Source organism: Shewanella sp. SM74, from assembly GCF_025653725.1.
In the GTDB taxonomy this organism is placed as follows: Bacteria; Pseudomonadota; Gammaproteobacteria; order Enterobacterales; family Shewanellaceae; genus Shewanella; species Shewanella oncorhynchi.
In genome coordinates this window covers 318,438-339,933 of sequence record NZ_JAKKRZ010000003.1, presented here as the reverse complement: position 1 = coordinate 339,933, position 21,496 = coordinate 318,438, and the positions used below count along the sequence as shown (strand labels likewise).

General features: G+C 45.5%; 18 protein-coding genes. 14 read left to right on the top strand and 4 right to left on the bottom strand.

The window, feature by feature from the left end; genetic code table 11:
- Positions 1-3: 3 nt before the first annotated feature.
- Positions 4-4,452, bottom strand: coding sequence for a glutamate synthase large subunit (gene gltB / locus L5M49_RS05360; protein WP_263173314.1), 4,449 nt, complete (start codon positions 4,450-4,452; stop codon positions 4-6).
- Between the two features lie 587 nt (positions 4,453-5,039).
- Between gltB and L5M49_RS05355 the strand changes: the two genes are divergently transcribed.
- From L5M49_RS05355 to oxyR, 3 genes are all read left to right on the top strand, one after another.
- Entirely contained in the window at positions 5,040-5,969 is a 930-nt protein-coding gene (locus tag L5M49_RS05355) for a TIGR01212 family radical SAM protein (RefSeq protein WP_028760841.1), read from the top strand.
- Positions 5,970-6,173: 204 nt separating this feature from the next.
- Positions 6,174-6,539, top strand: a complete 366-nt coding sequence (locus L5M49_RS05350) for an Hpt domain-containing protein (RefSeq protein WP_028760840.1) — start codon at positions 6,174-6,176, stop codon at positions 6,537-6,539.
- Between the two features lie 282 nt (positions 6,540-6,821).
- On the top strand, positions 6,822-7,733 hold the full coding sequence (gene oxyR, locus L5M49_RS05345; protein WP_105249867.1) for a hydrogen peroxide-inducible genes transcriptional activator OxyR: 912 nt from the start codon (positions 6,822-6,824) through the stop codon (positions 7,731-7,733).
- Positions 7,734-7,788: 55 nt separating this feature from the next.
- Here the strand turns inward: oxyR and L5M49_RS05340 are convergent, their stop codons facing one another.
- A complete protein-coding gene (locus tag L5M49_RS05340; protein WP_105249866.1) occupies positions 7,789-8,856 on the bottom strand; it encodes an adenylate/guanylate cyclase domain-containing protein in 1,068 nt (355 codons plus the stop codon).
- A gap of 122 nt (positions 8,857-8,978) precedes the next feature.
- Positions 8,979-9,650 (bottom strand): DNA mismatch repair endonuclease MutH, encoded by a 672-nt coding sequence (gene mutH / locus L5M49_RS05335; RefSeq protein ID WP_131523041.1) that lies wholly within the window; start codon positions 9,648-9,650, stop codon positions 8,979-8,981.
- 690 nt (positions 9,651-10,340) lie between these two features.
- Between mutH and rppH the strand changes: the two genes are divergently transcribed.
- The 10 genes from rppH to L5M49_RS05285 all read left to right on the top strand — a co-directional run bounded on the left by rppH (position 10,341) and on the right by L5M49_RS05285 (position 19,081).
- Positions 10,341-10,865 carry an RNA pyrophosphohydrolase gene (rppH, locus tag L5M49_RS05330; RefSeq protein WP_006080762.1) on the top strand — a complete coding sequence of 175 codons (525 nt, stop codon included), beginning with the start codon at positions 10,341-10,343 and terminating at the stop codon, positions 10,863-10,865.
- Between the two features lie 23 nt (positions 10,866-10,888).
- Positions 10,889-13,123, top strand: coding sequence for a phosphoenolpyruvate--protein phosphotransferase (gene ptsP, locus L5M49_RS05325; RefSeq protein ID WP_263265589.1), 2,235 nt, complete (start codon positions 10,889-10,891; stop codon positions 13,121-13,123).
- 59 nt (positions 13,124-13,182) lie between these two features.
- A complete protein-coding gene (locus tag L5M49_RS05320; protein WP_028760835.1) occupies positions 13,183-13,983 on the top strand; it encodes a sulfite exporter TauE/SafE family protein in 801 nt (266 codons plus the stop codon).
- Positions 13,984-14,025: 42 nt separating this feature from the next.
- Positions 14,026-14,835: a prolipoprotein diacylglyceryl transferase gene (gene lgt / locus L5M49_RS05315; protein WP_263184803.1), complete on the top strand. Its 810-nt coding sequence runs from the start codon at positions 14,026-14,028 to the stop codon at positions 14,833-14,835.
- Positions 14,832-15,626 (top strand): thymidylate synthase, encoded by a 795-nt coding sequence (gene thyA, locus L5M49_RS05310; RefSeq protein WP_105249861.1) that lies wholly within the window; start codon positions 14,832-14,834, stop codon positions 15,624-15,626. Before lgt ends, thyA begins: the two co-directional genes overlap by 4 nt.
- Before the next feature lie 117 nt (positions 15,627-15,743).
- Positions 15,744-16,913: a Na+/H+ antiporter NhaA gene (gene nhaA / locus L5M49_RS05305; protein WP_168823431.1), complete on the top strand. Its 1,170-nt coding sequence runs from the start codon at positions 15,744-15,746 to the stop codon at positions 16,911-16,913.
- Positions 16,914-16,915: 2 nt separating this feature from the next.
- Positions 16,916-17,302 carry a hypothetical protein gene (locus L5M49_RS05300; RefSeq protein ID WP_105249860.1) on the top strand — a complete coding sequence of 129 codons (387 nt, stop codon included), beginning with the start codon at positions 16,916-16,918 and terminating at the stop codon, positions 17,300-17,302.
- Between the two features lie 115 nt (positions 17,303-17,417).
- Positions 17,418-18,326 (top strand): transcriptional activator NhaR, encoded by a 909-nt coding sequence (gene nhaR, locus L5M49_RS05295; protein ID WP_028760830.1) that lies wholly within the window; start codon positions 17,418-17,420, stop codon positions 18,324-18,326.
- Between the two features lie 85 nt (positions 18,327-18,411).
- On the top strand, positions 18,412-18,660 hold the full coding sequence (locus tag L5M49_RS05290) for a succinate dehydrogenase assembly factor 2 (RefSeq protein ID WP_028760829.1): 249 nt from the start codon (positions 18,412-18,414) through the stop codon (positions 18,658-18,660).
- A complete protein-coding gene (locus L5M49_RS05285; RefSeq protein WP_263265588.1) occupies positions 18,641-19,081 on the top strand; it encodes a protein YgfX in 441 nt (146 codons plus the stop codon). Before L5M49_RS05290 ends, L5M49_RS05285 begins: the two co-directional genes overlap by 20 nt.
- A gap of 28 nt (positions 19,082-19,109) precedes the next feature.
- On the opposite strand, the gene nadB is transcribed toward L5M49_RS05285, so the two are convergent.
- The gene (gene nadB, locus L5M49_RS05280; RefSeq protein ID WP_219253001.1) at positions 19,110-20,723 is read right to left on the bottom strand and encodes an L-aspartate oxidase; all 1,614 of its coding nucleotides are present in this window, start codon (positions 20,721-20,723) and stop codon (positions 19,110-19,112) included.
- Between the two features lie 190 nt (positions 20,724-20,913).
- Between nadB and rpoE the strand changes: the two genes are divergently transcribed.
- A complete protein-coding gene (gene rpoE, locus L5M49_RS05275; RefSeq protein ID WP_028760826.1) occupies positions 20,914-21,492 on the top strand; it encodes an RNA polymerase sigma factor RpoE in 579 nt (192 codons plus the stop codon).
- Positions 21,493-21,496 lie beyond the last annotated feature (4 nt).

The following is a 21,496-nucleotide window of genomic DNA, read 5'->3' as shown; positions in this document are numbered from 1 at the left end:
CCATTACCCCGCTTTTACAACTAATTCTGGGCTCGATTTCTCTAATTTGAGCAGATCGGCCACGGCAATATTTTTAGGTTTTACTAATACGAAGCAATCTAACCAGTTACCAAAATCACTTAAGATCATCTTGGCATGTTCGCTGCCCGTTTCGGCCACGTGGGCTTCAATCAGACCTTTTAAATGTTGTTGATGAATAGGTGATTCGAGTTTTTGAGTATCGACAAGCTCAGTATTCACACGGCGATTGAAGCGGCCGAATTGATCGAACACATAGGCAAAACCGCCTGTCATCCCAGCGCCGAAGTTCACCCCTGTTTTGCCAAGGACAACCACAATGCCGCTGGTCATGTATTCGCAGCCGTTATCGCCAAGCCCTTCAACCACAGCAATCGCCCCAGAGTTACGGACTGCAAAACGCTCGCCTGCTTGACCTGCGGCGAAGAACTTGCCGCCCGTCGCGCCGTAAAGACACGTGTTACCGACAATGGCGCTACGCTCACTTTGGAACGGGCTGCCAATTGGCGGGTAGATGACGATTTGGCCGCCAGACATGCCTTTACCCACATAGTCGTTGGCATCGCCGCAGAGTTTTAACTCAAGGCCAGGACTGTTCCACACGCCAAAGCTTTGGCCGGCACTGCCGTTAAAGCTCAGTTTGACCGGTGCTTTGGTGCCTTTGACGCCGAGTGTGCTTGCGATATAGCCTGACAACGTCGCGCCAACGGAACGGTCTGTGTTGTTGATGCTGTAAGCGGCATCGAAACTCTCGCACTTATCGACAGCGCTTTGGCATTCGTTTAATAAATGCTGGTTAAGCAGCCCTAAATCGGCCGGTGGATTGGTTTCTTGCCAAGTGCGTGACGAGGTTGCAGGCACCTTGGGTTGATACAAAATCGGTGACAGATCTAAGCCTTGTTGCTTCGCGGTTTGGCCTTCGAGGGCATATAACCATTCACTGCGACCGACTAAGTCTTCAAACTTGCTCACCCCTAAGGTCGCCATCCATTCACGTACTTCCTGTGCAACAAACTCAAAGTAAGTCATCACTCGCTCTGGCAGACCATGGTAATGGTTGTCACGCAGGTTTTTATCTTGCGTTGCTACGCCAGTCGCACAGTTGTTCAAGTGGCAAATACGCAGGTATTTACAACCTAGGGCGATCATAGGCACAGTACCAAAACCAAAGCTTTCGGCGCCTAATAACGCGGCTTTAATCACATCGGTACCGGTTTTTAAGCCGCCATCGACTTGCAGGCGAATTTTATGACGTAGACCATTTTCCACTAGCGATTGATGCACTTCGGCTAACCCTAGCTCCCATGGACTGCCCGCATATTTCACTGAGGTAATTGGGCTAGCACCTGTGCCGCCGTCATACCCTGAAATCGTGATCATGTCCGCATAGGCTTTGGCCACGCCGGTGGCGATAGTGCCCACACCGGGTTCTGACACAAGTTTCACTGAAATCAGCGCTTTAGTATTGATTTGCTTCAAGTCGAAAATCAGCTGGGCTAAATCTTCGATAGAGTAAATATCGTGGTGCGGCGGCGGTGAAATCAAGGTCACACCAGGACGTGCATGACGCAGTCCGGCGATTTCAACACTCACTTTATGGCCGGGTAACTGACCACCTTCACCGGGTTTTGCCCCTTGGGCGACTTTAATCTGCAACACATCGGCATTAACTAGATAATGCGCCGTGACGCCAAAGCGTGCCGAGGCAATCTGTTTAATTGCTGAGTTGCGTTCAGTATTAAAGCGGCGTGCATCCTCACCACCTTCACCTGAGTTCGAGCGGCCACCTAAGCGGTTCATCGCGATAGCCAGTGCTTCATGGGCTTCAGGGCTCAAGGCGCCGATACTCATGGCGGCGCTGTCAAAACGTGAATATAGATTTGATGCCGCTTCTACATCGGCGACATCAATCGATGTTTGCGCGCCCTTAATACCGATTAAGTCACGCAGTGTGGCCACGGGACGATTGTCGACGAGTTCGGCGAATTTTTTATAGCTCGCGAAGTCTTTGTCAATCAATGACGCTTGCAAGGTGTTGACCACATCAGGGTTGAAGCAGTGATACTCGCCGCCCTCAACGTATTTCAGCAGGCCACCTTGCGGTAATGGCACATGGGCACGGTAGGCCGCTTTGTGCAGAATAGCTTGGTCTTGGGCGATGTCTGCAAAGCCTGCACCCTCGATGCGGCTAATTACGCCTTTAAAACACAGTTCGATCACTTCGCTGGCAATGCCTATGGCTTCAAATTGTTGGCTGCAACGATAGGAGCCGACAGTGCTGATGCCCATTTTGGACATGATCTTACGCAAGCCTTTTTCGATGCCGTAGCGGAAGTTCAACATCAATGCCGTGGTATCGGTTAAGTCATGGCGTTTTGCCAGTTCGGAAATTGACTCATACACTAAATACGGATAAATCGCCGTGGCACCAAAGCCAAGCAATACAGCAAAGTGATGCGGATCTCGCGCCGATGCGGTTTCAACAATAATGTTGGTGTCGCAGCGCAGGCTCTTATTCACCAGCATTTGTTGCACAGAACCGACCGCCATGGCCGCGGGGATCACTTGCGCCGTTTTACCTATGGCTCTATCCGAAAGGATCAACAAAGTCGTGCCGCTGCGGGCTAAACGCTCGGCTTCGGCTGTGATACGGCGAATGGCACTTTCTAAGCCTTCCTGTGGTTCGTAATTTAAATCGACAATATTGGCGCGATAGTAAGTGCTATCTAATCCCAGTAACTGGTTAAAATCACTGAATAATAAAATAGGTGAATTGAACATTACCCGGTAAGCATGCCCAGTCGTTTCATTGAAGAGGTTCTGTTCACGGCCAATACAAGTGGTCAACGACATGACGTGCTTTTCACGTAAGGGGTCGATAGGTGGATTCGTTACTTGAGCAAATTTCTGCCTAAAATAGTCATACAGTGAACGTGACTTTTTCGACAATACCGCCATAGGTGTGTCGTCGCCCATGGAGCCTGTGGCTTCTTCACCTTGCTTCGCCAATACCCAAATGACTTGTTCTAATTCCTCACGGGTATAGCCAAATTGTTTTTGGTATTGCAGCAATAGTTCAGGGCTTAACTCGCTGGCACCGTGCTGCTCTGAGGCTAAATCTTCCGCTGGCGTTAAAGTACGGCTGTTTTTCGCCATCCACTCTTTGTAAGGGTGGCGGCGTTTAAGATCGTTATCAATTTCAAAAGATTGGTACAGGCGGCCGTTCAAGGTATCTAATACCAGCAATTCGCCAGGCCCAACACGGCCTTTTTCAATCACTTCATCGGCGGCGTAATCCCAAATTCCGACTTCGGAAGCTAAGGTCAAAATACGATCTTTTGTGATCACATAACGCGATGGACGCAGACCGTTACGGTCTACGGCGCAGGCGGCATGGCGACCGTTGGTCATCACAATACCAGCCGGACCATCCCAAGGCTCCATGTGCATAGAGTTAAAGTCGTAGAAGGCTTTTAATTCGTCATCCATTTCTGGATTACTTTGCCAAGCAGGCGGGATCAATAGACGCATGGCACGGTATAAGTCCATGCCACCAGATAACAGCATTTCCAGCATGTTATCTAAAGATGAAGAGTCTGAGCCTGTTTCATTCACAAAGGGAGCGGCCTGCTGCAAATCTGGCAGTAGCGGCGAATTAAACTTATAGGCACGGGCACGAGCCCATTGACGGTTACCCGTAATCGTATTGATTTCGCCGTTATGGGCTAAATATCTAAACGGCTGAGCTAATGGCCATTTAGGAGAAGTATTCGTTGAGAAACGTTGATGGAATAGGCAGATAGAGCTTTTTAAGCGAATGTCCGCGAGATCGGGATAAAACGCGGGCAAGTCCACAGGCATCATCAGACCTTTATAGACGATAACTTGGCCTGACAAACTCGCGACATAGAAGTCTTTGTCGTCGGTGATTTGCTGCTCTAAGCGGCGACGCGCCATATAAAGGCGACGTTCCAAGTCTTTTTCACGCCAGCCAATGGGGGCGTTGATCAGTACTTGGTAGATTTGTGGCAGGCTAGCCTTGCCAATTTCACCTAACACATCGGGATTGACAGGCACCTTGCGCCAGCCTGCAATACTTAAGGTTTCACGCTCGAGTTCGCGCTCAAGAATAAACTTGGCTTGGTCAGCCAGTTCATCATCTTGACTTAAAAACAGCATACCTACGGCAAATTTTCTGCTCAAATGCCAATCATTTTCCGCGGCAATCGCTTCAAAAAATTGCACGGGTAATTGCATTAATAAACCACAGCCGTCGCCAGTGCGACCGTCGGAGGCAATGCCCCCGCGGTGCTTCATGCGATCTAGACCATGGATTGCCGTGCGCACTATACGGTGGCTGGCTTCGCCATCCATCTGTGCTATCAACCCAAAACCACAATTGTCCCGCTCAAAACTGGGATGATATAAGCTCATACAAAAACCTCCCTAGACCTCAACTGATTACTACTCGGGGAGAAAATGTAAAGACTTTCTATAGATATGCACCCGAACCACCCAAATTAGCCTGAGATTCAATAAAGGTCAAACCAAAAATTTGCATAAAACATGGGTATTAATTCATGTTTTATACACAAATCACAATTGCCTTACGTTAACGTCAACAGTAAAATGTGCCGTATAACATTATGAATAAAAAGAATTTTAAAAACTATCAAACTCAAAATTTACCAAGGTGTAACATGCTGGTGGGATTGTTTTTGATTTAGAAATAGTGATTTTTATTGCAAACACAGTAAATAGATAAAAAATTAAAATTGTTGAATTGTTATTCATTTTGGTGTGAGCAAGATCTCAGCGGTAAGCTGGCTAATTTGAGGATGCGCACATTTATGATAATAACGGTATGAGTCAGGCGGGAATTTGATGTAGCGCCAAGAAAACTCTCGCTACCTTATTTACACTAAGCTTTTTCTTCTATTTGTTCACGTATTTTCTTTTCTATTTGTGATTTTATCTTGGTTATTCTCAATGAAGCGATATGAAATTTGGTGGGTGCTCTGATGGGGCTTGATGCATATGTGAACACCTTTGGTGCCGTTTGTAAGGCGCGATATGGCACCCGACTGCGAAAACTCACTATAGATGCCAAGTTTACTTGCCCTAACCGTGACGGCACTTTAGGGCGCGGAGGTTGTACTTTCTGTAATGTGGCGTCATTTAGCCATCAAACTGCCGATGTATTGAGTATTACTGAGCAACTCGAACAGGGTAAGAGCCGCTATCGTGAGGCGAAGCCTCAGGCACAAGCCGATAAATTTATTGCTTATTTTCAAGCCTATACTAGCACTTACGATGAATATCAAGTGTTAATGGCTAAGTACGATGAAGCGGTTAAAGATGGCGAGATAGTCGGTTTATGTGTTGGAACTCGCCCCGATTGTGTGCCGAATAATGTACTGGATTTACTGGCGCGCTATCAGGAAAATGGTGTCGATGTGTGGTTAGAGCTCGGGTTGCAAACAGCCAAAGATGAAACACTGCGTAGAATTAACCGTGGCCATGATTTCGCCTGTTATTGTGACACTGTGTCGAGGGCGAGAGCTCGCGGTCTTAAGGTGTGCACTCATCTCATTCTTGGCTTACCCGATGAAACCCATAGCGATTATATGGCGACTTTAGCTGCTGTATTGCAGCAGGGCGTTGATGGCTTGAAGCTACATCCTTTGCATATCGTCGAAGGTAGCACTATGGCTAAGTCGTGGCGAAGTGGGCGCTTACCTTTATTGAGTCTTGAGGATTATGCCCACAGTGTCGGCGAGATTATCCGCCATACCCCCCTAGAAGTTATTTTTCACCGTGTCACCGCTTATGCGAAAAAACCTATGCTATTAGCACCCGATTGGTGTGCCTATCGTTGGGATGGATTGGTGGCGATTGTGGATAATTTGCAGCTTTATGGTGGACAAGGGCACGCATTAGCGCAACGATAGAGGCAAGTTAGTGGGATAAATTTACTCCCTAAATGTTATGTCGTCGCTATTATTTCGTAAGCGTTTATTTACGACTATTAGTTTGTTTTTTGTTAATTTTAATCTGAATTAGACCATGAATATCGCTATAAGTTGCACTGACAATTTTAGTGGGTATCATGTGATAAATTCGTTTTAAGCATTGAACCACTTAAGGGAGGCCTTATGGCCACAGTTGAATTAGAAGCAATCCTAGATCTCAATACTCTCGAACAGTACTGCAGCGCCATTGGTGCCGGTACCTTACTCAAGAGTGTGGTGTTATTTGAGCAGTTAATGCCTGAATATGTTGGAAATCTAGTGAAGGCTAACGACGCAGCAGACAAAGATACCTTATGTTCAGAAGCACATAAATTTAAAGGTGCTGCAGGTTCTGTGGGGTTAAAACGTATTCAGCAGATCGCCCAATTATTACAGCATGGCGAAGAAGCAAGATGGGATGCTGAACATGGCTCTTGGGTTGCTGACATCGTTGAACACGCGAGTGCAGATTTACAACAGTTAAAGTTATTCCTCCAAGCCAAAGCATAAAATATTACTTGCTAAGGTAAGTTAAGGCGCAGCAATAATGTCTATTGTTGCGCTCAATTGAGTGAATCTTGCATTGGTTTTACGATTAAGTTTGTTGTTTTCGACATTTTCTTGTTAGCGCTTTTCCCATCTTATTTTGTTACTCCCACTTAAGTTTTACGGCGAACCGATTGAATATCGATTCGGGTCACAATCCTGATATCTTATGCCGCGTTATTGCTCATCACTTATGCTAAAGTAGATTTAATTTCTTAATTCATAACCTTAATGGCAATCGAGAAAATGAAAAGTTTACCTAGCTTAAAAAACTTATTCTATTTGGTGAATCTCCATCAAGAGCAGAATTTTAACCGCGCCGCTAAGGTGTGTTTTGTCAGTCAATCAACGCTTTCAAGTGGGATCCAAAACCTAGAAGAGCAGTTAGGACATCAGTTGATTGAGCGAGACCATAAGTCATTTATGTTTACCGCCATTGGTGAAGAAGTAGTGCAGCGCGCCCGTAAAATTCTCACTGATGTGGATGATTTGGTGGAATTAGTGAAAAATCAAGGTGAGCCGATGACGGGGGATATTCGCTTAGGCTGTATTCCAACCATAGCGCCTTTCCTATTGAGTCGTGTGATCCGCCAGTGTCAGCAATCTTATCCGGCGATGAGTTTATTATTGAAGGAAGATACCACTGAGCGTTTGCTAGATGCTTTGGGTAAAGGAGAGCTGGACTTATTGATCCTAGCGCTACCCGTTGATACTAGCGGTTACCACAGCATGAAAGTGGGCATAGATCCTTTCAAAATGGTGGCCCACAAAGATTTAGCGGGTGGCATACATCAACCTATTGATTATCAAACTCTGCCGGACGAGAGTATTTTTCTTCTGCAAAGTGAGCATTGCATCACAGGCCATGCTATTACTGCATGTCAGCTAGGTGATAGTGCGAAAGTCAATCCGTTTGCCGCCACCAGTTTGCATACTTTAGTGCAGATGGTGAACAGTAAACTGGGCACCACGTTTCTTCCGCAAATGGCCATTGACGCGGGTATTTTGAATGACACAGATTTAGTGGTGATGACGCCACCGGGTGAGGCACCTTACCGTGATATCGGCCTGGTCTGGCGTCAAACCACCAGTCGGATCTTAACTTTCCGCACTTTAGGGTTAATGATCCAAAAATTATTAACTAAGGACGAGGAATAAACTGACTGTAACAGCAAAGCATTAATTCAAGCTAAAGCTTAAAGTCGATTACAAATCAAAGCGGGGAAACGCCAAACACTTCAATTGAGTGTTGTTTCCCTTTGAGTTTGACTGGGCCTAGATTTGATAGGTGATACTGAGTGTTGGGGTTATCTAAACGTCCCGCGAGTGCGCCCGAAATCAACATGCGCTGTCCTAGTGGATTACATTGGTCTTGCAGTCTTGCTAAGGTATTGAGCACGTCACTAAAGAAACTAATTTCTTGTTTCTGTACACCAACAACTGCAGCGACGACTTGGCCACAATGGGCCGCCGCTTTAAATTTCGGCACAAAGCCATAATGCTCTTCAAAGTAGCGGCGTTGCCAGTTCAGTTGTTGGCTAAATTCAAAATAAATATTCATGCAGCGGTCGTGAACTATCCCTTCTTCTAATGGCCAGTGAAGCAGCACTGCATCTCCCATATAGCGGTAGATTTCAGCTTCGTTATTGGACACAGTATCTGAAAGTAAACTAAAGCTGTCTTGGATCAATCGACTAAAACGGTAATCGCCAAGTGATTCGGCATGTGTGGTTGAGGCGACCATATCTAAATAGAGGAATAAGCGCTGCTCATATCTTGGCTTGTGGTATTTACCAAGGCCTATGTTGAGTAAAATACGCGGCCCGACTAATAATGCCATTTGCTCGACAAAAGCTAAGCTGACTCGTACAACGACCAAATATACGATCAATGCTTGGAATGAAGGACTATAGAGAATGTGCGCCGTCAGCATTTGTCTGAGGGTCGACATGTGATTTTCGATGGCCCACATATTTAAAAACTGAGTCATGTAAGCTAACGTCGTAGCACCCAGTAATAAAAACAAGCCCTTAAAGATGACTGAAAACACATAGGGGAGGCGATTGATTGCACTGAAATCGGCAATGACGTTCGACATCCAATGTAAGCTGCCGAAAATAATCCCCATGTAGATAGCAAGTGTTGCGAGATCAGCCGAACTTACCGCCCATTGGGGCAGCTCTGGTGATTGGGCATATCGAAAAAACACGAATGCAGCCATGGCAATCGCCCAAGCTAAAATCGCAAAAAGGAGTTTTTTCGCTTGTCTACGTGCTCTCACTGCTTGATTGGTATCCGAATACGGCTGTGATTTCAGGATGCCGTAGTTTATAGAAAAGAGTCACCTTAGTGCCAGTGAAATTTGTGATCTGGATCAATCCAAGTCCATATCGTTACTAAAAATTAACCAAATACCTTATTAAGTATCATAGCAGTGAAACTGGTCTTTAAATAAAAGCCCCTAGGGTTGGTCATTTTGAGGCTACCATCTTCGGCAATGCTTTGTGTTAACGCCTTACTATTAGCGGCCTTAGGGCGCAATTGCAGCACTTCGCCGTGGCGCGCTGTAAGCCTCTCTACTTTTCCGAGGGCGATAAGCTCCATGATCTCTTCCCAATCCTGTTGCAGTAATTGCAACTCGTGCGGATCCGGTTCCCACAATATTGGCGTACCTATACGGCGCTCACCCACAGGAATATGCCTCTCTCCTTCAACGGGTACCCAAAGTACTCGCTGTAACTTATGGCAGACTAAGCTGTTTTGCCAGGTTAATCCTTGGATATTCGATAGCGGCGCCACGCAGACATATGTGGTCTCCAGCGGTCGCCCCTGTGTATCAATGGGGATAGTTTTTAGCTCGACCCCTAAATGTAGAAAATCTTGCTCAGGTTTAGAACCCGCCGTTGCGCCTAATTCCATTTCGATTAGTTGACCGACCCAACCTTTATCGCGTTTAAGATCCTTGGGGACACGAATGCTTCTTTGGCTGGCTATCTGCGCCAAACTCACGCCCGCCATCATGTTGGCACGTTCGAGTAGTTCAGATAGATTTTCAGGGGGGATAATTCGATTCATGGCTGGATTTTACTTAAAAATAACCGCTTAGCAATGGTGGTTAAAAAATGAGCCCTACAGGGTGGATTAACTTGTACCGAATGTTTTTATTCTAAGTGACTGATTTTAAATTTTATATCCGTGTTAACCCCCGTTTTGCAAAAAAGTGTTCAAAGTTACTCTCTGCTTTCCCTTGCGTTCCCCACATACTTATCCACAGATATTATGGATAACTCAGTAAAGTGAGCCTCTTAACCTAATAAAAATCCTAAGTCAATGCGAATAAAGTGCATTTATTCTGGCTTTTGTGGACAGTTGTGGACACTATTTGTGTATAAAGTTGAGTAATATCGCGAGAATGATATAAATACTTCTTGCTGGTCAAATAATGAGCTTTATTGGTTTTTTAGTCTAAAATAAATCGTGATTAACGTGCAAGTTTATGAATTTGTTTGCCATTAAGTTTTAACTCTAAATTTTAAAAACGATGGTAAATAGATGTTTTTTGAACGTTATAACAAGTTCACCTGAGTTTCAAACAGAGATATCCACAGAAAATGTGGATATCCCCGGATTCCATCCCCTAGCATTGTTGATAAATGTCTTTTAAGTCAGATGTTATCCAAAGCTTAGGATAAAATAGAGGTTTGCTGAGAGACTAGCTTTATGAAACAATCAGTTTATTAAAATTTAATGTGATTTGGAGTCCATGTGATTGATAGCGACGGCTTTCGCGCAAATGTGGGCATTATAATTTGTAACAGATATGGCCAAGTCATGTGGGCTAGACGTTTCGGTCAACACTCATGGCAATTTCCTCAAGGTGGCGTCGATGATGGCGAGACAGCAGAAGAGGCTATGTACCGTGAGTTGTATGAAGAAGTGGGCCTAAGACCTGAACACGTGCATATATTAACCTCGACCCGTTCTTGGTTGCGCTATCGTTTGCCAAAGCGTTTAGTGAGGCAAGACAGTAAACCTGTGTGTATCGGGCAAAAACAAAAGTGGTTTCTGTTACAACTGAAAAGCCAAGATAGTGCGATTAATTTGAGTTCTTCTGGACATCCTGAATTTGACGATTGGCGCTGGGTAAGTTATTGGTATCCTGTGCGGCAAGTGGTGTCATTTAAGCGTGATGTTTATCGTAAGGTGATGAAAGAGTTTGCGGTAACGGCATTGTCATTCCAAACCCTAGAAATACCTAGGAAACGGGGAAGACAAAAAACAACGGGCTGATTTTCAAAAGAGGATTGAAAACAGTGTTAAATACGCTTAGGGATATTACTCAGGCTGTGGCATCAGCCCACAGTTTGGAAACCGCATTAGAAATCTTAGTTTCATCGACTAAAGCGGCGATGGAAACCCAATGTTGCTCCATCTATATCCTAGAAGAGCAAGAACTCGTGTTATCTGCAACCGATGGCCTTGAAAAAAGCGCCGTTGGTCGAGTACGTATGCCGCTGACTGAAGGTTTAGTTGGACTCGCTGCCCAGCGAGAAGAGGCCGTTAATTTAGCCGATGCTCGGCTTCATCCAAGGTTTAAGCTTTTTCCTGAAGTCGCCGAAGAAGAATACCGCGCTTTTTTAGCTGTACCTATTATCTATCAGAAGGCTGTGGTTGGGGTGATAGTGGTACAGCAGGCGAGTGCTCGCCAATTCAGTGAGGGCGAAGAAGCCTTCCTGATGACGCTCGCCGCCCAATTAGCGATGGCGGTGCGTGGCTTAAAACAAAAAGCACAAGTCAGCTCCCATCATCAACAAATTCTGTTTCAAGGTACTTCAGCATCAAACGGTATCGCCATTGCGTATGCCTTCGTACTTGGTGGGGAAATTCCCCTTGAACAGCCTGAGGTGCGTTCTGACGATATTGCCTATGAATCGAGCCGCTTAACCACGGCTATGGTGCGTTGTAAAGAAGCGATAGGTGCCTTATCTCAACGGTTTGATCGTGAGCAAGATGACGAAGTTGTCTCCATTTTCAATGCATTACAGTTACTGCTCGATGATGCTAGTTTAGGCGGCGAATATACCCGTGAAGTGCAATTAGGTTGGGCTGCTGAGTCGGCGGTGAGCCGAGTGTCTCTACGTTATATTCAACAGTTTTTAGCAATGGAAGACCCTTACCTTAAGGAGCGGGCTAGCGATATTCGCGACTTAGGTCAAAAAGTATTGCGCCAACTTATTGAGCCAGAACGTCTAGAGCTTGAGCCCGATAAACCTGTAATCCTCATTACCCGTGAAGCCGATGCGACTATGTTGGCTGAGTTCCCAAGGCAAAAGCTTGCGGGTATTGTCACTGAGCTTGGTGGCGTAAACTCCCATGCCGCCATTTTAGCCCGTGCCTTAGGTGTGCCTGCTATTACAGGTGTAGAGCAACTGTTATCCGCCAATATTGACCAAAAACTTTTGGTCGTAAACGCAAGCCGTGGTCAGTTATTGGTGTCGCCATCACCTGCGATTGTCGGTGAGTATCGTAGCCTGATTTCGGCACAAAAAGCCTTGCAACGCCAGTATGCCCAAGAATTAGCGCTGCCTTCTGTAACCTTAGATGGTTCACGTATTCGCTTGTATCTCAATGCGGGATTACTCAGTGGTGTTGCCTCTGAAATTGCAGAGGGCGCCGACGGTATTGGGCTTTATCGCACTGAAATTCCTTTTATGCTGCAACAGCGCTTCCCGAGTGAATCTGAGCAAGTTAAAGTCTATCAACAGGTCTTATCGGCCGCGTCCGGTCGACCTGTGGTGATGCGTACTTTAGATGTGGGGGGCGATAAACCTTTACCGTATTTCCCGATTAAAGAAGACAATCCTTTCCTTGGATGGCGCGGTATTCGCTTGTCTCTGGATCATCCTGAGCTGTTTTTGGTGCAGTTACGGGCCATGCTACAGGCTGGGGGAGACGGTAAACAGTTAAGTATTTTGCTGCCTATGGTCAGCAACTTAGATGAAATCGATCAATCCTTAGAATATTTGCAACAAGCCTATGTTGAATTAAAAAACGATGTTAACAGCGACATAGTGATGCCACGCATAGGCATTATGCTCGAAGTGCCAGCCATGTTATATCAGTTGGATGATGTGGCAAAACGAGTGGATTTTGTCTCTGTTGGTAGTAATGATTTAACCCAATATTTATTGGCTGTTGACCGTAATAACCCACGGGTGAGCTCGTTATTTGACAGTTATCATCCTGGAATATTGCGGGCTTTGCATCAGGCGCACCTCGATTGTCGATACCATAAACTCGATATTAGTATCTGTGGAGAGCTTGCGGGCGAACCTATGGGGGCCATTTTGCTGGTGGCTATGGGATACGATCAGTTGAGTATGAATCAGGGCAGTTTAGCGCGGATCAATTATCTATTGCGTCGTGTTGCGCGGGCCGATTTAGATCAATTACTTGCTAAAGCGCTGAGCCTATCAAACGGCTTCCAAGTGCGTGAGCTGGTTAAAGAATATTTGACCAAGCAGGGTCTCGCAACAATTCTTAATTAACTAATGCTGTGTTTTGCTTTAAGCTAAGGCCCTCAATTTATCACGCTGTAGGTACTCGTGTGGATAGTTTGTTGTTGGTGTTCTTTATTTGCTTGGCTTTAGGCGCATTTGTCGGCTTTATGGCAGGATTATTAGGTATCGGTGGTGGCTTGATTGTAGTGCCGGCACTGCTTTATATTTTGCCATCGGTCGGTATTAGCTCTACTCAGCTCCCCCATATTGCAATTGCCACTTCGCTAGCAGCCATTATTCTCACCTCTATTTCGTCGGCACGTGCCCACCATAAGCGTGGCAATGTGCCTTGGGATTTATTCAAATCAATGTTACCGGGCCTGATTATAGGCGCGCTGGCTTCAGGTTTTATTGCTGAGCGTATTCCCGCTGATAAGTTACAACAAGGTTTTGCCATCTTTGTGATTTTAATGACAATTCAAATGGCTTATCCCGTTAAGGCCGAATCAAATCGTCAATTACCTAATTCAGTAGTGCTTTTTGTTGTATCGGCTTTTGTTGCGGTTTTGGCAGGTTTGACCGGGATAGGTGGCGGTATACTGATAGTGCCATTTTTGACTTTTTATGGTTTACAGATGCGTCAAGCCGTGGGCTTTTCTGCTGCGATGGGCTTCTTAATCTCTCTTTCTGGCAGTTTCGGCTATATTATTGCAGGTATGAATGCCCCTGAGTTGCCCTATGGTACCTTAGGCTATATCTATTTACCTGCATTGTTTGGTTTAGTAATCACTTCTGTCTTGATGGCGCCTGTGGGGGTAAAAGCGGCGAGCACTTGGCCAACACCTGTACTTAAAAAGATATTTGCATTGTTACTTCTATGTGTCGGCCTTAAGTTAATTCTGACCTAGTTTTTATGTTTATCTTTGTTTTAGGCTGCTAATGGATGTGTTATGGCGTTGAGTTTCCCCAATATCGATCCCGTGATCGTTTCATTTGGACCGTTTAATCTTTTTGGACAAACCTTTGAACCGGCACTGCGTTGGTATGGTTTTACCTATTTAGTCGGATTTGTTGCGGCCATGTGGTTGTTGAACCGCCAAGCCGACCGTTCAAAAGGGATATGGACGCGGGAGCAAGTTTCAGATTTACTCTTTTATGGTTTTCTTGGGGTGATTTTAGGTGGTCGTATCGGTTACGTGCTTTTTTATCATTTCGATTATTTCCTCGCCAGTCCCCTCTATTTATTTAAAATCTCGGAAGGTGGCATGTCCTTCCACGGCGGTTTGATGGGCGTGATTACGGCGATGCTTTATATCGCGTGGAAACAAAAACGTACTTTTTTTGCTGTCGCCGATATGGTGGCACCTGTTGTGCCTATTGGTTTAGGCGCTGGTCGTATTGGTAACTTTATTAACGGCGAGCTTTGGGGACGAACCACTGATGTGCCTTGGGCTATGGTGTTTCCAACCGGTGGGCCTGACCCACGTCATCCATCCCAGTTGTATCAGTTCGCCCTTGAAGGCGTAGCATTATTCCTATTACTTTACTGGTTTAGCAAACGTACCGATACAGTCGGTGCGGTCTCTGGTATGTTCTTAGTCGGTTACGGTATGTTCCGTATTATGGTTGAAACTGTGAGGCAACCCGACACACAGTTGGGACTCTACTGGGGATTTATGACTATGGGGCAGATACTCTCTGTGCCTATGGTGTTAATCGGTTTGTACTTGATTTTTCGTAAGCAAGGTAAGCAGCAATGAAACAGTATTTAGACTTAATGAAGCACATATTAGCCGAAGGCGTGGATAAATCGGATCGCACAGGTACTGGGACTCGCTCGGTATTTGGCTATCAAATGCGCTTCGATTTGAGCAAAGGTTTTCCTTTGGTGAGCACCAAAAAATGCCATATGCGCTCTATCATCCATGAATTGCTGTGGTTTCTGAAGGGTGAAACTAACGTTGCCTATTTACGCGAAAACAAGGTCAGCATTTGGGATGAATGGGCCGATGATAATGGCGATTTGGGCCCAGTTTATGGTGCCCAGTGGCGCAGTTGGCCAACCCAGAGTGGTGATGCTATCGATCAGATTTCGCAAGTTATCGCCCAGATAAAATCTCAGCCAGATTCTCGCCGTCTTATCGTTTCTGCGTGGAACGTGGGCGAACTGGATAAAATGGCTTTGGCACCGTGCCACGCGTTTTTTCAGTTCTATGTAGCCGATGGTAAATTATCTTGTCAGCTGTATCAGCGTAGTTGTGATGTGTTTCTTGGTTTGCCATTTAATATTGCCAGTTATGCTTTGTTAACTATGATGGTCGCCCAGCAATGTGACTTGGCCTTAGGTGATTTTGTGTGGACGGGTGGCGATACCCATTTATATTCTAATCATATGGAACAGACGGCACTGCAGTTAAGTCGTGATCCAAAACCGCTGCCGACTATGACTATTGTACGCAGACCTGAGTCGATTTTTGACTATCAATTTGATGATTTTGAATTAACAAACTACGCTCCACACCCTCATATCAAAGCCCCTGTTGCTGTGTGATGTATGTTTTTTAGCCTAACACTTCGGGATAACCGAGGTGTTAGGGAGAAACTTACGATTATATTTGTTATTACAATTCGTCTACACTCAATTCATTATGATTTTTAGGAGTGCAAGATGGAAAAAGCAATTAGAAATTTTCTGAGCCAAGAGTCGGCTGGCGGTATCCTGTTATTGGTTGCTGTTGCCTTAGCCATGCTGATGGCCAATTCCCCCTTATCTGGACTTTATCAAGGCTTTTTAGGCACTGACGTTCAAGTCAAAATTGGCGAGCTCAACATACACAAGCCACTCATCCTGTGGATAAACGATGGCTTGATGGCCATATTCTTTTTGCTGATTGGTTTAGAAGTGAAACGTGAGTTACTTGAAGGCGCCTTATCGAGTGTCGCTCAAGCTTCCCTGCCTACCTTTGCTGCCATTGGCGGCATGTTAGTCCCTGCTGGTGTGTACTTACTGTTTAACTACGGTGATCCTGTCACACAAGCGGGCTGGGCTATTCCTGCCGCGACCGATATTGCCTTTGCCTTAGGTATTATGGCGCTGCTCGGAAGCCGCGTTCCTGTTTCACTGAAAGTCTTCTTACTTGCTTTAGCTATCATCGATGACTTAGGCGTCATAGTGATTATCGCGCTGTTTTACAGTACTGACCTATCAACCATCAGTTTAGTGATTGCCAGTTTAGCGATTGCGGGCCTGGTCGGGTTAAACCGCAAAGGGGTTACTTCACTTTTACCCTATGGCATCTTAGGGTTAATTCTTTGGGTTGCCGTTCTTAAGTCTGGAGTGCATGCGACTCTGGCTGGCGTCATCATTGCTTTTTGTATTCCATTGCGGGCAAAGGATGGCAGTTCACCCTCAGAAGGCTTAGAGCATAGTTTGCATCCTTGGAGTACTTTCCTCATTTTGCCAGTGTTTGCTTTTGCCAATGCGGGCGTTTATGTCGGCAATATGAATTTGGAGACGTTAATTTCTCCTGTTCCTGTTGGTATTGCATTGGGCCTGATGTTAGGTAAGCCAATCGGTGTAATGTTATTTAGCTTTATTGCGGTGAAACTAAAATTAGCTCAATTGCCCGATGGCGTAGGTTGGAAGCAAATTGCCCCCGTCGCGGCCATGTGCGGTATTGGTTTTACTATGTCTATGTTTATTGCGTCATTAGCCTTTGAACATGCAGACCCTATGTACGGTGACTTAGCACGCCTAGGGACCTTAATCGGTTCGATTATGGCAGCGTTAGTCGGGTATTTCTGGTTATCAAAAGTGTTACCTAAGAAAGGAGTATAACTATGATAAAGTTGAAATTAATGGGAATAGCAACGCTCTTATGTTTATCGACAACCGCGACGGCATCGCAAATTTCGGCCTGTAATCAGGATGCAAACTCGCAGACTTGCCAAAGCTATCTTGAAGGAATAGTGGATGGCGCTTTGATGTTTAAATCTGATTCCTTAGGGGCGAGATTAGAAACTAATGGTTATGAATCGAGGGCACTTAAGTATCGCGGTGGTAAACGTTTCCAAGAAGCGAATCGAACCTATTGCGCCGAACGTATTCCAGAACGTAACGTTTTAGTTTCAGGAGTCACTGAAGCGGTAAGTCTGGGGAATGCTGCCGATTTGGAGCAGTTACAAGGCATAGTTACTAACTTACTCGACTGCCAGCGTTTAAAGTAACTTGACTGGGAATCATCAGGTTTTTAATCATCTGATTTTAAACTAATCGAGTTTAAAATAACACAGTAACCCCTCAGCGCTTTGGCGTTTGAGGGAGCATTAACAGCGGGTTAGCATGCTGCACTTGAATTATAACCACTTGTATTATTTTTGGATGATTAAGAAAAAGGGCTCAGTCGCGAAGGCGGCCGAAGCCCTATGTTTGACGCCGCAAACGATAACGGGGCAAATTCGTGCCTTAGAAGATAGGTTAAACGGCAGTCTGTTCAAGCGAGTCGGGCGGACATTGGAGGCGACAGAATTAGGTGAATTGGTGTTTCGCTACGCCGATAAGATGTTTAGCCTTAGCTATGAAATGCTCGATTTACTTAACTATCAAAAAGCGGATGCCATGTTATTCGAGGTGGGTATTGCCGATGCCTTATCTAAAGCTTTAGTCAGCCGAGTGTTATTATCCGTAGTGCCTAATGACAATTCTATGCATTTAGCCTGCTATGAGGCGACTCACGAGAGCCTAATGGCGCGTTTACGTGAGCATAAACTGGATATGATCCTTTCGGATTGTGCAGGTGAGTCACTGAAATACCCTGAAATTTTATCTAAAAAATTAGGCGAGTGTGGCGTGAGTTTTTTCTCCGCTGAGACTTATAGCGCTGATTTTCCTGCCTGTTTAGAACAAGGCCAGCTATTAATCCCCGGCCGTAGAACTTCACTCGGACAACAGCTATATCGCTGGTTTGACGAGCAAAATCTTAAAGTCAGTATCTTGGGCGAGTTCGATGATGCGGCCATGATGAAGGCCTTTGGTTACCTTAAACGAGGTATTTTTGTCACACCGTCGATTTATCGCCAAGAAGTGATTTCCCATGGTATGAATTTGCTCGGTGAAACCACCGATGTGAAAGAGGAATACCATGTGATGTTTGCCGAACGTATGATCCAACATCCTGCGGTAAAGCGATTATTGGATACAGATTTTAGCGATCTCTTTGAGGGACTCGATACGCAAGTACAACAATGCTAATTTTGTGAGTCAATATGAAGGGTTAATCGACACTTTAGTCAGTGAACTGATAGACTAATGCCAAATCTGTGTTGGGAGAAATACCTTGGAATTAATGAACATCGCAAGGGTTCGCTGGGCATGTCGTCGTGGGATGCTGGAATTAGACGTCTTGCTTCAACCTTTTGTTGAAAACTTCTATCAAGAAATGTCCGATGAAGATAAAACCGTGTTTATCCGTTTGTTGGAATGTGAAGATCCAGAATTGTTTGCTTGGTTTATGGGCCATGAAGTGTGCCCTGACACTGAACTGGCTCGTATGATAGTGAAAGTCCGTGGAAGACCGGCACCATAGTTTCAGCGTAAAAGCCTCTTTCGACCAACGACTCTCGTTGGTCGTTTTTATTGGTGTCTGTTCTAGCTCATTTCTGCTTTGGCCCCAAAGCGACATTATCGCCTTATCTCTGCTTAAATACTTGTTTATCGTACTTGTTAGTATTTTTTTGCTGTCGCAGTTGTGGCGACTGCAGCATTGGCGTTTAGATTTTGTGCTGAGTGATAAAGGCGAGGGACGTTTGTCAACGGGGGAGCACTTTCAGGTACTAAAACGCACTTGGGTCACGCCCTTTGTTTGCTTGATTTATATCGAAGTGGATACTCAGCTACGGCTCTTGCTGATTTGGGCAGATATGTTAGACGATACTGACTATCGACATTTATGTCGGCTGTTGCTGCGGGCTAAAATGCAACAGACTAAACCTCATTCTGAGATTTAGTCTGTTTATGATGAAGTCACCTATGCGGTTACTTTTCAGGTAGTAAAATAGTCGGGCGAGGCGCGTCTAATTTCTCTGGATGATCGATATTAAAATGCAGTCCACGGCTTTCTTTACGCTCCATGGCACAGCGAATAATTAATTCGGCCACTTGCACTAAGTTACGTAATTCTAGCAAGTTATTGCTAACCCTGAAGTTACTGTAATATTCCTGAATTTCTTGCTGTAACATCAGGCAGCGGCGCAGTGCTCGCTCCAGACGTTTATCTGAGCGTACAATTCCAACGTAGTCCCACATGAATAACCGCAGTTCGTGCCAGTTATGGGCGATGACCACTTCCTCATCCGAGTTCGACACTTTACTTTCATCCCATGCTGGAATTTGTCCCGGGATTTGAATTTTATGCAGTTGGCTTTCTATGTCCTGTGACGCCGCACGGGCAAACACTAAACATTCGAGTAACGAGTTACTCGCCAGACGATTGGCGCCATGTAAGCCCGTATAGGCGACTTCACCAATGGCATAGAGGCCATTGAGATCCGTCTGACCGTGCATATCTGTCATTACACCACCGCAGGTATAGTGTGCGGCGGGAACCACAGGAATCGCATCTTTAGTGATATCGATTCCCAGCTCTAAGCAACGGCTATAGATGGTCGGGAAATGCTTCATCACAAAGTCAGCATCTTTATGGCTGATATCTAGATAGACGCAATCGGCACCCAGACGTTTCATCTCATAATCGATGGCGCGGGCAACGATGTCACGGGGAGCTAACTCGGCGCGTTCATCAAAGTCCGGCATAAAGCGGCTGCCATCTGGACGACGCAGATAAGCCCCTTCACCACGCAGGGCTTCGGTGAGTAAGAAGTTGCGCGCATCTGCGTGGTACAAACACGTTGGATGGAATTGGTTGAACTCCATATTCGCCACGCGGCAACCTGCACGCCATGCCATGGCAATACCATCACCACTAGCGACATCGGGGTTTGAGGTATATTGATAAACCTTTGAGCTACCACCAGTCGCTAACGCGACAAACTTGGCCTTAACGGTTTCGACGTGTTCTTCATTGCGATTCCAGACATAAGCGCCTAACACACGATTACCTGGGCGATTTAATTTACGGGTGGTGATGAGGTCGATGGCGTTATAGCGTTCTAAAACGTGAATATTGGGGTGGGCGAGTGCGCGTTCTTGCAGTGTGGTTTGCACTTCTTTGCCTGTGGCATCGGCAGCGTGCAGAATACGTCTGTGGCTATGGCCGCCTTCACGGGTTAAATGGTAAGGTGCATCTTTTGCGTTCCCGTCTGTGGTTTCTTCTTTATCGAAGGCGACGCCACATTCGATAAGCCATTGCATCGCACTCTTGGCATTTTCAGCCGTGAAAGTGACAACGTCTTTGTCACATAAACCCGCCCCTGCGATTAAGGTGTCTGCAACATGGGATTCGATAGTGTCACTTTCGTCGAAGACGGAGGCGATACCGCCTTGGGCGTAGTAAGTCGACCCTTCCGAGAGTGGGCCTTTTGAAAGCAGAATTACTTTTGCTTTTTCAGCAAGATGCAAAGCTAGTGTCAGACCTGCGGCACCGCTACCTATGACTAATATGTCAGATTGGTGTTCAACTACTTGTTTCATCGGGTATCATGATGTGACTGAAGAGTGCCAACTATGGTAAACCAACTCACCGATTATGGGTACTTTCCTTTTTACCTTACTTTTTTTGTATAATTTTTAGAACTTTTTCAAAGCCCGCGAGTCTACATAAGTGAATATGATTCGAGCGACTGAGAAATCAGCATTTTAGATTTAGGAGAAGTCGGCTCGGATGAGTGGACAATTAAGTGATCAACAATTAGTTGAGCGCGTACAACAAGGTGATAAAAACGCTTTTAACCTGTTAGTGCTTAAATATCAAAGTAAAGTCATTAGCTTGATATCCCGTTATGTACGGAACCAAGCGGACGTTGCTGATGTGGCACAGGAAGCGTTTATCAAAGCTTACAGAGCTTTGCCAAACTTTCGCGGTGAAAGTGCATTTTATACTTGGTTGTACCGCATCGCAGTAAACACTGCGAAGAATTATCTCGTATCACAGGGGCGTAGAACGCCTGCGAATGATGTTGATGCAGAAGATGCCGAATATTACGAAGGCAGTGACGCGCTGAAGGAGTTTGCCTCCCCAGAACGGCTAATGTTATCGGATGAAATCAAAAAAGTGATTTTCGATACATTAGAGACCTTGCCTGAAGAATTACGAATGGCCATCTCATTGCGTGAACTCGATGGTATGAGTTACGAAGATATTGCCATAGTCATGGATTGTCCTGTCGGGACCGTAAGATCACGTATCTTCCGAGCACGAGAAGCAATCGATAAAAAGCTCCAGCCTTTGCTGGAAGCCTAAATTC

Bases quoted from the DNA above. Each gene is read 5' to 3' on its own strand.
- L5M49_RS05355 (WP_028760841.1), top strand. From the start codon at position 5,040: ATGGGGCTTGATGCATATGTGAACACCTTTGGTGCCGTTTGTAAGGCG.
- mutH (WP_131523041.1), bottom strand. From the start codon at position 9,650: ATGAATCGAATTATCCCCCCTGAAAATCTATCTGAACTACTCGAACGT.
- L5M49_RS05350 (WP_028760840.1), top strand. From the start codon at position 6,174: ATGGCCACAGTTGAATTAGAAGCAATCCTAGATCTCAATACTCTCGAA.
- nhaR (WP_028760830.1), top strand. From the start codon at position 17,418: ATGCTGCACTTGAATTATAACCACTTGTATTATTTTTGGATGATTAAG.
- nadB (WP_219253001.1), bottom strand. From the start codon at position 20,723: ATGAAACAAGTAGTTGAACACCAATCTGACATATTAGTCATAGGTAGC.
- oxyR (WP_105249867.1), top strand. From the start codon at position 6,822: ATGAAAAGTTTACCTAGCTTAAAAAACTTATTCTATTTGGTGAATCTC.
- nhaA (WP_168823431.1), top strand. From the start codon at position 15,744: ATGGAAAAAGCAATTAGAAATTTTCTGAGCCAAGAGTCGGCTGGCGGT.
- L5M49_RS05300 (WP_105249860.1), top strand. From the start codon at position 16,916: ATGATAAAGTTGAAATTAATGGGAATAGCAACGCTCTTATGTTTATCG.
- thyA (WP_105249861.1), top strand. From the start codon at position 14,832: ATGAAACAGTATTTAGACTTAATGAAGCACATATTAGCCGAAGGCGTG.
- lgt (WP_263184803.1), top strand. From the start codon at position 14,026: ATGGCGTTGAGTTTCCCCAATATCGATCCCGTGATCGTTTCATTTGGA.
- gltB (WP_263173314.1), bottom strand. From the start codon at position 4,452: ATGAGCTTATATCATCCCAGTTTTGAGCGGGACAATTGTGGTTTTGGG.
- rpoE (WP_028760826.1), top strand. From the start codon at position 20,914: ATGAGTGGACAATTAAGTGATCAACAATTAGTTGAGCGCGTACAACAA.